We start from the raw sequence: 12,749 nt of genomic DNA, 5'->3' as shown, positions 1-12,749 counted from the left end.
GTTTCTATGCGTTCGCACATCCGGTACGAACACGATATTGCCCAGTAGTTCTTATAGTCTGCTCAGCGCGATCCCTCAAAAAACCGGTACGCGGTTATGCCTCAAGATTTTTCCAGGTTGGCCAGAATGTGCCCGTGAACGCGCATGCACACCTTCAGATCCGCCTCGTCGACGCCTTCGAACAACTCGTGGCGCAATTGCGTGGCAATGGTTTCGATTTGTTCGATCAGCGGCAGCGCGGGCGCGCAGAGGACGATTTTTTTCGCCCGGCGGTCTTCCATCACTGACTGACGTTGCACCAGGCCCTGGCTTTCCAGGCTGTCGAGCAAGCGCGCGAGGGTCGGCCCTTCGACACCGACGCTCTGCGCCAGCTCGCGTTGGGTCGGCGCGTCTTCGAAACGCGCCAGATGCAGCAGCACCAGCCAGCGTGCCTGGGACAAACCCAGACCGGCCAGCCGGCGGTCCAGTTCGGCACGCCAGCCACGGGACATCTGGGCCAGTTGCATGCCAAAGCGGTGTTGATCGGTTAACGGCATAAAACACTCATGAGTAGACTGAAAAATAGAGAAAAACTAATTATTAGTCAGCTAAGCATGACATTTGGCTATAGGCAAGAGCCGATCCGTACTGAATCGTTACAACTGCCTGACGGTTGGCGCAATCGCCGTCTTACATTTCGAATTCAGATTGCAGCGCAGCCCTTACGCAGTAAAGAACGCCTTCCGGAACCCGACCGGCGAACAGCTCAGCCACTTCAGCGACAGACGGCAATTCGCCCTCGCCATCGAGGAACGCGTCCTGCACTTCGCCCATCAGTTCTTCCGGCAAATCCAGCGCCTGCTCCAGCGACAATTGCTGCTTGCCAATGGCCTCGGCAAGCATGCTGTAGACGTTCTTTTCCGAGCACTGCAGCTGCCCGGCGATCTGCATCGGGGTCATGCCGGCGCGGGCCAGGGTGATCAGTTCGTGGCGCACGTCGGCGACCACTTTCGGCGCTTCGGCCTCGCCGCCGAGCACTTCGAGGAAGGCCTCGCCATAACGTTCCAGCTTGCGTGCACCGACACCGCTGACCCGGGCCATGTCGGCCAGCGAGGTCGGCTGGCTGCGGAGCATTTCCAGCAGGGTCGAGTCGGGGAAGATGACGTACGGTGGCACGCCATGCTCTTCGGCGAGTTTGCGCCGCAACGCACGCAAGGCTTCCCACTGTTCGCGCTCTTCGCCACGCACCAACTGACTGGCCGGGCTCTTGCTGGCGGTCTTGGCGGTGACCTGCGGTTTGAGGTCGCGACGCAGCTCCAGGCTCACTTCGCCCTTGAGCAATGGCCGGCAGGTGTCGCTCAGGCGCAGACCGCCATAACCTTCATGATCGACATCAGCCAGACCACGGGCCACCAGTTGTCGGAACAGCGAGCGCCATTCGCTCTCGCTCAACGCCTTGCCGACGCCGTACACCGACAGGTGCTGATGACCAAAGCTACGCACCTTTTCGTTGTCCTTGCCCAGCAACACGTCCACCAGATGGCCGACACCATAGCGCTGGCCGGTGCGATAGATCGCCGACAGCGCCTGGCGCGCCGGCTCGGTGGCGTCCCAGGTCTGCACGCCGTCGACGCAGTTGTCGCAGTGGCCGCACGGCTCGGGCATGTCCTCGTCGAAATACGCCAGCAAGGTCTGCCGGCGGCAGCGGGTTTCTTCGCAGAGCGAGAGCATCGCGTCGAGCTTGTGCTGCTCCAGACGCTTGTGGCGCTCGTCGCCCTCGGAGTTCTGCAGCATCTGCTTGAGCATCACCACGTCTTGCAGACCGTAAGCCATCCACGCATCCGCCGGCAGGCCATCACGGCCGCCGCGCCCGGTTTCCTGGTAATAGGCTTCCAGGGATTTCGGCAGATCGAGGTGCGCGACAAAACGCACGTTGGGCTTGTCGATGCCCATGCCGAACGCCACGGTGGCGACCATGATCAGGCCTTCCTCGTTGAGGAAACGCTTCTGGTGATAGGCGCGCAGATCATTGGGCAAACCGGCGTGATACGGCAGCGCCGGGAAGCCCTGCTCGCTGAGAAACGCGGCGACTTCTTCAACCTTCTTGCGCGACAGGCAATAGACGATGCCGGCATCGCTGCGCCGTTCGGCGAGAAACGCGAGCAACTGCTTGCGCGGCTGCTCCTTGGGCACGATGCGGTAGAAAATGTTCGGCCGGTCGAAGCTCGACAGGAAGCGCTCGGCGTTCTGCAGATGCAGGCGGGTGACGATTTCTTCGCGGGTACGCTTGTCGGCGGTGGCGGTCAGGGCGATGCGCGGCACGTCGGGGAACATTTCCGCCAACTGGCCCAGTTGCAGGTATTCCGGACGGAAGTCGTGGCCCCATTGCGACACGCAGTGCGCTTCGTCGATGGCGAACAGCGCGATGTTCAAGCCTTGCAGGAACGACAGCATGCGCGGCTGCACCAGACGCTCGGGCGCCAGATAGAGCATTTTCACTTCGCCACGTTTGATTCGCGCGGCGAGGTCACGCTGCTGCTCGGCGCTCAACGTGGAGTTCAGCGCCGCCGCAGCCACGCCGAGCTCTTCGAGGGTGGCGACCTGATCGTCCATCAAGGCGATCAGCGGCGACACCACCACCGCCAGGCCTTCGCGCAACAGCGCCGGCACCTGGAAGCACAGGGATTTGCCGCCACCGGTAGGCATCAGCACCAGCGCATCACCGCCGCTGGCCACGCGCTCAATGATTGCACCCTGACGGCCACGGAAACTGTCGTAGCCGAAGATGTCCTTGAGGACGCGTTGAGCCTGTTCGAGCATAAAAACTCCAAAAATCTACCGAAACATCCCTGCACAGGCTGGTTCAGGACAGCCACAGCTGCTTAAACAAAACGTAAGAGCGCATTGCAATGACAGCCGCAATACGAGCAGGGAGCGCAAAACGCGGCAGTATACCCGAGCGTTCCCCGGCACAGGGTGCCGCTGATAAGACTCCGCTAGCCGCCAACACGAAAACCCTGTGGGAGCGGGCTTGCTCGCGAAGGCGGCGTGCCAGTCGATGCAAAAGTGTCTGATACACCGTATTCGCGAGCAAGCCCGCTCCCACAGGCATATTCGTGTTGCCTGTAATTGCGGCAAATCTGCCATGCGGCTGGCTTGAGCGAGCAAGAAGGCCTAGAATTCCCGCATTGTTTATTCCCCCAAGGTAGCCCCGTAATGTCCTTCGCTGAGCAACTAACCCGCCTGCAAGTCTTTCTCGACGCCGACGAGCTGCACGAAGAGGCGCTGGATTACGTGGCCGCCCACGGTTACCTGACCGCCCTGTCGATCTGTGCAGAAGACGTACCGGAGCGTGAGTGGATAGACGCCCTGTTCGCCGAAGAGCCGCATTACAGCAGCGAGGCCCAGCGCGAAGAAATCGAAGCCACCCTGATCGGTCTCAAGGCACACATCGCCCGCCAACTGGCGTCCGACGAAGAATTCGAACTGCCGTGCGACCTGGACCTGGGCGACGAGCCGGACGACTCCGAACTGCGCGGCTGGTGCATCGGTTTCATGGAAGGCGTATTCCTGCGTGAAGCAGCCTGGTTCGAGACCGCTGAAGAAGAAGTCAGCGAAATGCTCCTGCCGATCATGGTCGGTTCCGGCCTGTTCGACGAACAGCCAGAGTTCGAAGACATCGCCAAGGACGCCAACCTGATGGACGACATGATCGTGCAGATCCCGGAAGCCCTGACCGCGCTGTACCTGCTGTGCCAGGCCCCGGACGAAAAACCGGCGATCCTCAAGCCACGTCACCATTAAGCCTCAGCCTATGGACAACCCCATAGGCAACCGCCCCCTGATGTTGCGCTACATCCTGCTGGCCGTCGGCTGGCTCAGCGTGGCATTGGGGGTGATCGGGATTTTCCTGCCTGTTCTGCCCACCACCCCTTTCCTTTTGCTGGCGGCCGCCTGCTTCGCGCGCAGCTCTCCGCGTTTCTATCAATGGCTGGTCGAACACCCGAAGCTCGGGCCATGGATTCGTGACTACCTCGACGGCAACGGCATACCGCTCAAGGGCAAGGTCTACGCGATCGGCTTGATGTGGGCGAGCATTCTGTTTTCGTGTTACCTGGTGCCGCTGCCGTGGGCGCGGGGGTTCATGTTGACCAGCGCGGTGTTGGTGACGGTGTACATCCTTCGGCAAAAGACTTTGGATAAATCCTGAATACCGCCGCCCCCGCTACATCTGCATTTATCCCCGATACAGCGCCTCAGGCTGTCTATCTACTGGGTTTCGAGCCAGTTATCCAAGTGCCCTGCCACTGACCACTCGTCGGAAAAAACCTCCTACCTGTTATTTCTGACAGTAGGCAACACTCGCCATATCAGGCCCAATCAATCAACGCCTTCCTCGCAGAGCCCCATGTCCTTCGCTGAGGTTTTTCGTCATGACGCACTTTCACTCCTTCCTGTTTCCACGCTTGCAGACTGAAATTCCGGGGCTGAAACTGCGTCCCTTGCGGATTTCGGCCATGATAGAGCCGATCGTCGATGGGGACGGCGGTATCAACTGCAAAACCTACTACCAATATTCCGACGGTTTGTTCTGCGCCGTCGATGCCTACGCCGAACCCATGCGCAAAGGTGACACGCTCGATATCTATTGGGGCAAGGACCACAAGATCTTTACCCGGGTACTGCAAGATGACGAAGACGGCAGCAACCAACCGGTGTTTTTCTTCCTGCCTGTGACGAACATCCTTCCCGGCTGGGTCGACGAGGTCTACTACGTACTGACCCGCGCAGGCAGCACCAGCCCCGACGAGCCCGCCACGCCCTTGCGAATACTGGTGAAGCTGGATCTGCCGGGCGGCAAAGACGATGAACCCCATTTGCCCGGACATGCAAAATTGCACATCGTGCAGCTGCCGCGCGACGTCATCGTTAACGGCGTGGACGCGGTTTGGGCAGCCAAGGGTGTGCCGATGGTTATTCCTCCCTACCCGAACATCGCCGTGCGCGACGTTATCCAGGTGCAATGGGGCAATGCCTTCTTGCCACCTCATACCGTCAGCGCCGATGAGGCAGCCGGCACGGCACCTATCGAGATCACCGCACACCAGGACGATATTGTGGCCGGTGGCGACGGCAACGCGCAGGTGGTGCATTACGGGATCCATGACGAGGTATTCAACCACTCCGAGAAGTGGTCGCTGAGGACCACAGTCAAAGTCATGTCCGGAATCCGGCAGCTGGATGAGCCGATTATCCAGGAGTCAGTCAACGGCATCATTGATCTCGATAAATTGAACAATCGCGATGTCAACGTGCATGTTCGCGCCTCCACCAGCGATTTCGAGATGGGTGACACCGTCACCATGACCTGGGTAGGCACACCACCCACCGGTGCTCCGTTGCCCAACCAACAATCCCAGAGGGTGGAAAGCTTCCCCAGCATCCTCATGTTTCAGATTCCGAATGCGCAGGTCCGGGCGATTGCCATAGGAACCGCAGACGTATCGTATGTGCGCTACAAAAAGGACGACGGCTCTGCGCTCCCCTCCAGGCACGAACTCGCCAGCGTGGAAGGCCGGATCCCCGCGCCGGTCTTAAGCGAAGCCGCGGGCAATACGGTGAGCGCCGATATCACATCGGCCACCGTGAACATTCAGTACCCGGGCATGACCGCGGACGATATCGTCGACATGGCCTGGCTGGGCACCAAGGCCAATGGCATTCCCTACTTGTATGAGGCTGGGCACATCGTCAGCCCGGAGGACGTGGAAAATCATCTCGTGACCTTGTACGTGCCGGGAAAACATCTGCGGGTGCTGGAGAACGGTGCACTGAATCTGTTCTACCGGGTGTCCCGTGACGGGCCGCACTGGCGGGGCACGCATGAGTCCGGGCATCAGGAAATCAACGTGTTGCGATTCACCTGAGTCGCAGGTGTCAGGTCAACCCGCCGGCCCGGACAGCGGATTGCCCGGCAGGCCAGCACAAAAAAACGCCCCGCAGGTGCGAGGCGTTTTCAGGTATTCACATCATGAGGCTGCTTACCAGGTCCAGCGCACTCCGGCATTCAAGTCATACGGCTTCTTGATGTACTTGCCATGGCTGTAGTCGTAACCGGCATACACCTGCAGGTCCTTGGTCAATGCCACTGCAACGCCTGCTCCCAGCACACCACGGGTGCCAGACAGGTCGTTGTTGAACTGATTATCAGCGTTGACCGTCACGCGGTTGTTATTGATGAACTCGTGCTGCACCGCAACGCGCACATAAGGCTGGGCGACCATGCCATTGCCCATGTTGAAGTTGCGGCCCACAGTGGTGCCCGCTTCACCCAGCACCGAGCGGCTGCGATCGCCATCGGCCTCCATGCCATTGTCCAGATCAAAGTTGCGCCCCTGAATCACCGCCGTCGACAGTTTGCCGTACGGCTCGATGAAGTAGCCATCCTCCAGTTTGATCTGGCGACCGAACTCCGCCGAAGCGCTGACACCGGAGCTGTCATAACTGCCCTTGGCGCGGGTGCCATCGCTCATGCCGACTTTCGTATCGCTCTGAAAGCGGTTGAACTTGAGCAGCGCATCAAAGTAGTAACCGCTCTGCTTGTTCATCCAGGTCACGTAAGGGCCCAGATAGTAGCTGTCGACCGTACCCGAAGTCCCCTGTGCGACGTCCAGGTTGGTATGGCTGTAGCCGCCCATGATCCCGGCCACCCACAGACTGTCGCCCAGGTGCGTATCCGCCCCCAGAGAAAGCCCTTGCTGGGTCTGCTGATAACCCACGCCGGAAGCGGCGCTGATGTTGTACTTGTTGCCATAGGTGCGCATCCACAGGCCGGTGTCACCCCCATTGAAACGCAACTCGCCCATGCGGCTGCGCAAAGTTGCCGCCTCGGCATACAACAGCGTCACCGGAGCGTTGAACAGCGCCAGTACCGATTTCGCCCCGGGGCTGATGGTCTTGCTGGTCGGGTCGAGAAACCATTCCGTTCCGCCCTCCCCCACTTCTCGCCGATCAAGTTTATAAGACCAGGTACCCAGATCGACATGCCCGCCTCTCAGGGCAAATTGCGCGTCGCCGGCGGCGGTGTGCACCAGGGTCAACTGCTGCGGGCTCAGCGCGTCCAGACCGGAAGCGGCCACCAGTAATCCGAATTGCCCGCTGGCTACACCCGTGACATTGAGGAAGTCGTGCTGACCGGTGGCGAAATTGCCCTTCATTTCGAACGTACTGGAACCATCCGGCGAGCCGGCCAGCGTGCCGACGTTCAACTGGTAGAACGTATCAGGCACATCCTGCGCACCAAAGCGCACCGTCCCGCCATTCATGGCGAGTGTTCCTACAGTGTCAGCGCCTGTCAGGGTCCAGCTAGAACCGCTGTTGACGGTCACGCCGTTGACCTTGTCGAGACGGCCGGTCAGTTGCGAGTTGTTCTGCAGGGTGACATTGGCGGTCGAACCGTTTTCGACCAGCACATCGCCCTTCATGTTGCCCTGATCGAAGGTGAGATTGGCGGTACTGTTGCCGGTGACGTTGACGTTGCCTTGCAGCGTGCTGTCGCTGACAGACATGCCCGCGGTGGAAGCGCCCTGCACCGTCAGCACGTTGCCGTTGCCCCCCGTCAGGGAAGACTGGTTCAACAACTCAAGGGTGGCATTGATGCCCTTGTCCACAAGAATCGCATCACCGGTGCGGCCTTCCACACTGGCGTTGTCGAGCCGCAGTGAATTGTTGCCCAGGCCCGAAGGATCCCTGCCCATAGACACCCCGGTCTTGTCGCCGCTGATAACCGTGTTTGCGGAGGCGCGTACATCCCCCCCCAATATGTTCAGGCCGGTACTGTCAGCCCCTGTGCCCGTCACCTGACTGTTGATGAGCGTGAGCGTGCTCAAGCCGGTGACCTGAGCACCGATTTCCCCACCCTTGAATTGACTGTCGGTTGCAGTGACCGTGGAGCCCAGGGTCGAGCCGATAGACCGATTGACCGCCAGCCCCATAAAGTCACTGGTCACGATGGCGCGAGTGAGATCACCCGTGCTGCCGGTTATGCGGATACCCACCAGCCCACTGTCGGCATTGACCGTTGCGCCGTTGATATTCAACGTTGATCCGGACGTGACAGACAGACTCTGGGTGCTGGCCCCCGCGATGTTCAGCACACTTGCGTTGCGTACCAGATAATCGCTCTGTGGTGTGCTTGCATCGATATTCAGCGTATTGCCGTTATCGACAATAACGGCGGCAAAAGAATGCCCGCCGGTAGAAAAAAATGCTGGCAGCACGACCAGCATTTTAAAGAGTCCTGCCGCAGCATTTTTTTGCAGCGAAACATGGTTTTTGTTCATGACGTGGCTTCCTGAATGTTCATCACCTCACATCTTTCAGAAGAAACGCCAAAAGACTGTAAGAGGCGCGAACAATACCTATCCGGGTCAAGCAAAAATGTAGGAGAAGTCCTAGCTCCGGACGGAAAAGTCCTTTCCCGCTCGAGGAATGATCCGCCTGTTTCAGCAACCGTTTCAGCGAGGACACGGGAGGCGTAGCGGCCTCCCGTGTTTCCTTTGAAACGCATTGAATCAGGTAGGCAACGGGCAAGTTCCGCCATCACCCGGATTGACCAGGTACACCTTGACCAAATGCTCTTTGGAGGGAACGTCGCGCCCGTTAATGACAGCCGTATAACCGACGCTACCCCACGCATTCAGAGTCGCGAGCAAGGGCGCGTATGGGATCTTCACAATGAAGCCGGACGCGGCCTCCTGATCTGTCGGTGTGTAGAGCACCTCCTTGTCTGTCCCGGGTTTGGGGTTTGCACCGCCGTCGTCGGTATAACCCTGATAGGTGAATGTCAGCTCTTGATTCGCCAGTGCCAATTCCCCGCCCGGGACGTGCACCTCGACCACCACACCCTCGATGGGATCCAGGCGCAAGGATTTGCAGTTCAGCCAGTCAGTATAGTTAGGATCAAGGTGTAAAAATGCCGGATCAGGGACAGTGTCCACTTGAATCTCCACATCCACATTCCGAGGTTCTGAAATATCTACGTTGTCGTTTAGCGAATGACCGATGACGTAAGCCATCGGGTGCGTTGGATCACCGTTACCTGCCGCCTCAAAAACGCTCCACTCGACTTCCCACTGTAGAGATGTGGGAATAGTGCTTGGAATCGTAATGAGGCCACCATCCGCCTCAGAAACAAGCTGGCCCGCATATTCAAGTTGAACGGTGTCATCTTCCTTGGCGTCGGCATAGGTATTGACCGTGACAGTAACAACCCCATCTTTGTCGGCTTCTCGCAACGTATTGACTGGGCCTCCGGAATCACCCTGAACCGTCACCAACGCCAGAATTGGATTGGTCGGGTCTGGATTTTCCGGATCAATCGGCAGACCGGGCTTTCGCAAATCAACGACAACATCTTTGGAAATCGGAGTTGGCGGGTAATAGGTGCTGCCGCGTTTGATTTGGTAGCGGGCCGCTACAGTTTTTACACCAGGGTCGTTGTTGAACACGTCTTTGAATGAAATATCGACGTAGAACGGGAACCCGCTGATGGGCTTCGCCATCTGCGGAATGTCGTCGTAGGCCACCACCAACTCATCTCCCGGCAAGTAGTGGGTGTATTCGTTAAGGATTCCCACGCCCAAAGGGTTTTGCGCATCCGCCAGATCGACCAGACCGTCACCGACACCGTCAAACAGCGGAATACTAAGCTCCACCAGCCCCTCGGGTGGGTCTGTCAGAACGACCGTAACAAGGACTGATGGAGAAATAGCACTTAGGTTTCCCTTACGGTCGGTGATTCTGAAAAAAATCGCGTGAGTCCCTTCATCTCGCTTGAATACCTGTTCAGCGGTAAGTTCAAGCTCGATCTCAGTGGTGGTATCAATCCTGATGATCGAATCGACAACCTCTGCCAACGGTATCGAGTCCCCATATAACACCTCTATAAAATCGCCAATCCTCATATCTCCATAATCAGGAATCTTAATAGCTACGAAACCAATGTCGTCCAGATATTTTTTGGTAATACCTTCATCTATCACTTCCTGCGGAAGAATAACCGGAAAAAACGGGTGTGGAGGAGTTCTGTCAACATTGCACTTCAACGGAACAGAGTTGCTCTCATTACCGCCTTGATCGATAAAGTATCCCAACTCATGTGTCCCCGGCCTATCGGTGTATCCGACAGGAAACGTCATGTCGATTTCAAGAATATCGGGGTCCAGCGGCGTCACATAATTGTATCGAGTAGAGACTATCGGACTTCCGTCAAACGTCAGATCAATGAAGCCCGGCACTCCGTCATGTTCGCTAGCCGCAGGCCTCGGAACCTGACACTTGAAAGGCTTTCCCTGCAGGCTCAGCGGAATCTGATTGATTTCATCATCCGACGTATCGCTTAGAAATGGGTTATCTGGATGCACTTTGATGACGGGTGCATCAGCTTTTGTAACAGCATGGCGAACTTTCATATAATCGACCCGACTTTGTTCAGCGGGCGTCAATGGTTTCGGACTTGCCATTTTTCAGCTCCTTCAGAAACGGGCTTTATTTGCCCGGAATTTTGTCAATCAACTAACGCCCAAAATGCGGGCACAACACTCTCTGTCAGCCACGAATAAATACTCGTGACTGTCCCGACTAAAAACGGCTAATGCACTTTAATTAATCAATTACCCGTTACGGTTCCGTACAGGTTTCATTAGTGGGTGAGCACACTGCACCACTGGCCATGGTTCGATTGATAATCACGAAATCTTTTTTTGAAACACCCCGTCCACCCGTAAACTTTTTCAAGGTGTAATGACATAACGCCGAACCCCGGTTTTGCATCGGCGCTATCAATCTTTCGTAATCGGTCACATGCACTTCAAAACCGTTTCTTGCCTGATCCGCACTCAAGGTGGTCGAGAACCGGTCCGCGGCCTTGGGAATGGGCGTGGTGCCATTCGGTCCCGCGCATCCCTGCCAGAACAACGTCACGATGTCCTTCTCGTCAAACACCGGGTTGCCTTCAATCCTCACGCGCACCCGCTCCCAGAGACGCGGTTTCGCACAACAGTCAAGCGTCCCTTCGATGCCAGCGTCAGGGAACGAAGGCTCTTGGAGACCTTCGATAATGATGATCGACACCTTGACGGGCGTGAATGGCGCCAACTGCTGGTTGACGCCATTGCTGGTGGTGTAATGGACCGGCAACGCCGGGTTCAGCCGGTCCTGGTCAATGACCGACCATGGAATATTGAACGGCACTCTCTTGCCGGCAACGTCACCGGTCTGGACGATGTATCTCGCCACGGGCGTACTGATGCTCCCCCAATAAACTTCGATCGTGTGTCCTCGTTCAGGTGCGTCGAACAAGGTCAGGAAGCCGTCGGCGTCCTCGCCGAAATCTTCGGTAAGCAATGTGTTCAGCACTTTGGAGTTGGCGCCGTAGATCTCCAGCAAGGCAAGCTTGGGGTTCAACAACGCCGGCGCATTGGCGTGATCCTGGCCTGCCACCGTCAGGTTCACCGATACCAGGGTTTCCATTGATGGTTTGCTATCGACGCCCCTTGTGCGCACGCGGTAAGTGACACGAGCATTCACCGGACCCAGCCCCTTGGCTGTGAGCGCACTCCACGGCACAGGGATCACGCAAGGAAAGTTGGCCGGGTCGACATCCTGCGGCGGCAGAACAGTGCCATCCCAGTCCAGCAGTACCTGATCGCCGCTCAACGGATTGTCATAGGCATCGATTTCGACCGTCACCGCCCCTTGGTTGACCGCCCCCTCCCGGGCGTGCTGACGATCGATCAAGCCTCTGTCCGACAGGGGGATGCGCGGAGGCTTGTGAATGGGTGCCCCCGGGGTCAGATCGACGAACACAGGCAGCGGCCGCGAGCGCGGTCCCCGGTTTCCGGCCCAGTCGCGCAAGCGATAATAGATGTATCGCTGCCCATGACCGCGCAGGCGAATTTCGTCTGCGTAGACGGTGATGATGAGTTGATCGTTGTCGATATCCAACTGACTGAACGCCTGCTCGCGGATTTCGGTTTCGAAGTCCGGTGGCGTGTTGGTGTCCGTCCAGTAATAAATCGCCCGGTCACGGGCCTTCACGTCCAGATAGAGGCGTACTTTGAAACGAACCTGACCGTGCTCGTCCAAATAGTCATCGGTGATGTCGCCCACAAGATCCAGCAGTTCCAGCATCGCCGGTTCCTGGCCGTCATCCGGCGACACTCTATCGACGGTGATGGTTTTTTTCAGCGATTCCGCGTCGTTGCCACCAATCACGAGCTTGTACGACAGGTCGTAAACGCCAGATGCCAAGTCCCTTTGAGGCACCGAAACAATCTTGTCACCCGGATCAATGGGAATATCGAACGGGAACACCCCCGCCGTGTCGTCATCAAAGGGAAGCCCCCGTCGCCTGAAGCCCACCAACACGACGTCTTTTGCGAATTCCGGCTCTGTCGAGAAATCCCACGCCGGAATCGTGATTTTCAAATCGCGATTCAATACATCGCGAGGTAATAGCCCGTCCGGGCTCTCATTTCCCTCTTCGTCTTTCAGGATATCCGGAACAATCGGTTCTGGAATAACCACAAGACTTGGTTCGTCATCGCCGCGTGCGTGTTGCGGATCCATCGACGACTCTTCTGGGGGCACCATTGCGAAACTCCACGGCAATTGAGCGGACAGTGTTCTCGCGCAGGGCAGTCGTGAAGATAAAACGGGCCGTTGACTGACGATGGCGTGGAACGTTTGTGACCCAATTAGATGCCTGG

The 12,749-nt window shown here is 57.7% G+C and carries 8 protein-coding genes; 3 read left to right on the top strand and 5 right to left on the bottom strand.

The features are described from left to right. Positions 1-101: 101 nt before the first annotated feature. Positions 102-536 (bottom strand): MarR family transcriptional regulator, encoded by a 435-nt coding sequence (locus ACS4NR_RS01830; protein WP_007962151.1) that lies wholly within the window; start codon positions 534-536, stop codon positions 102-104. 133 nt (positions 537-669) lie between these two features. Further along, positions 670-2,799: a DNA helicase RecQ gene (gene recQ, locus ACS4NR_RS01825; protein ID WP_095139318.1), complete on the bottom strand. Its 2,130-nt coding sequence runs from the start codon at positions 2,797-2,799 to the stop codon at positions 670-672. A gap of 396 nt (positions 2,800-3,195) precedes the next feature. Between recQ and ACS4NR_RS01820 the strand changes: the two genes are divergently transcribed. The 3 genes from ACS4NR_RS01820 to ACS4NR_RS01810 all read left to right on the top strand — a co-directional run bounded on the left by ACS4NR_RS01820 (position 3,196) and on the right by ACS4NR_RS01810 (position 5,906). After that, positions 3,196-3,783 carry a UPF0149 family protein gene (locus ACS4NR_RS01820; protein ID WP_007962155.1) on the top strand — a complete coding sequence of 196 codons (588 nt, stop codon included), beginning with the start codon at positions 3,196-3,198 and terminating at the stop codon, positions 3,781-3,783. Positions 3,784-3,793: 10 nt separating this feature from the next. Then, positions 3,794-4,189, top strand: coding sequence for a YbaN family protein (locus ACS4NR_RS01815; protein WP_115987066.1), 396 nt, complete (start codon positions 3,794-3,796; stop codon positions 4,187-4,189). A gap of 223 nt (positions 4,190-4,412) precedes the next feature. After that, complete coding sequence (locus ACS4NR_RS01810; protein WP_456018956.1) at positions 4,413-5,906, top strand: hypothetical protein; 1,494 nt, start codon at positions 4,413-4,415, stop codon at positions 5,904-5,906. Between the two features lie 114 nt (positions 5,907-6,020). On the opposite strand, the gene ACS4NR_RS01805 is transcribed toward ACS4NR_RS01810, so the two are convergent. The 3 genes from ACS4NR_RS01805 to ACS4NR_RS01795 all read right to left on the bottom strand — a co-directional run bounded on the left by ACS4NR_RS01805 (position 6,021) and on the right by ACS4NR_RS01795 (position 12,609). Next, a complete protein-coding gene (locus ACS4NR_RS01805) occupies positions 6,021-8,267 on the bottom strand; it encodes an autotransporter outer membrane beta-barrel domain-containing protein (protein WP_456018955.1) in 2,247 nt (748 codons plus the stop codon). Between the two features lie 285 nt (positions 8,268-8,552). Beyond that, complete coding sequence (locus tag ACS4NR_RS01800; protein WP_456018954.1) at positions 8,553-10,502, bottom strand: hypothetical protein; 1,950 nt, start codon at positions 10,500-10,502, stop codon at positions 8,553-8,555. A gap of 157 nt (positions 10,503-10,659) precedes the next feature. Beyond that, on the bottom strand, positions 10,660-12,609 hold the full coding sequence (locus ACS4NR_RS01795; RefSeq protein ID WP_456018953.1) for a hypothetical protein: 1,950 nt from the start codon (positions 12,607-12,609) through the stop codon (positions 10,660-10,662). Between the last annotated feature and the right edge of the window lie 140 nt (positions 12,610-12,749).

It is taken from the genome of Pseudomonas sp. JQ36 (genome assembly GCF_053851495.1).
Note: the sequence above shows the minus strand (reverse complement) of the source record. Positions and strands in the feature narration are given on the sequence as shown.

Excerpts from the sequence above, each read along its gene's own strand:
- ACS4NR_RS01830 (WP_007962151.1), bottom strand. The coding sequence starts at position 536 with ATGCCGTTAACCGATCAACACCGCTTTGGCATGCAACTGGCCCAGATG.
- ACS4NR_RS01815 (WP_115987066.1), top strand. The coding sequence starts at position 3,794 with ATGGACAACCCCATAGGCAACCGCCCCCTGATGTTGCGCTACATCCTG.
- ACS4NR_RS01810 (WP_456018956.1), top strand. The coding sequence starts at position 4,413 with ATGACGCACTTTCACTCCTTCCTGTTTCCACGCTTGCAGACTGAAATT.
- recQ (WP_095139318.1), bottom strand. The coding sequence starts at position 2,799 with ATGCTCGAACAGGCTCAACGCGTCCTCAAGGACATCTTCGGCTACGAC.
- ACS4NR_RS01820 (WP_007962155.1), top strand. The coding sequence starts at position 3,196 with ATGTCCTTCGCTGAGCAACTAACCCGCCTGCAAGTCTTTCTCGACGCC.
- ACS4NR_RS01800 (WP_456018954.1), bottom strand. The coding sequence starts at position 10,502 with ATGGCAAGTCCGAAACCATTGACGCCCGCTGAACAAAGTCGGGTCGAT.
- ACS4NR_RS01805 (WP_456018955.1), bottom strand. The coding sequence starts at position 8,267 with ATGCTGGTCGTGCTGCCAGCATTTTTTTCTACCGGCGGGCATTCTTTT.
- ACS4NR_RS01795 (WP_456018953.1), bottom strand. The coding sequence starts at position 12,609 with ATGGATCCGCAACACGCACGCGGCGATGACGAACCAAGTCTTGTGGTT.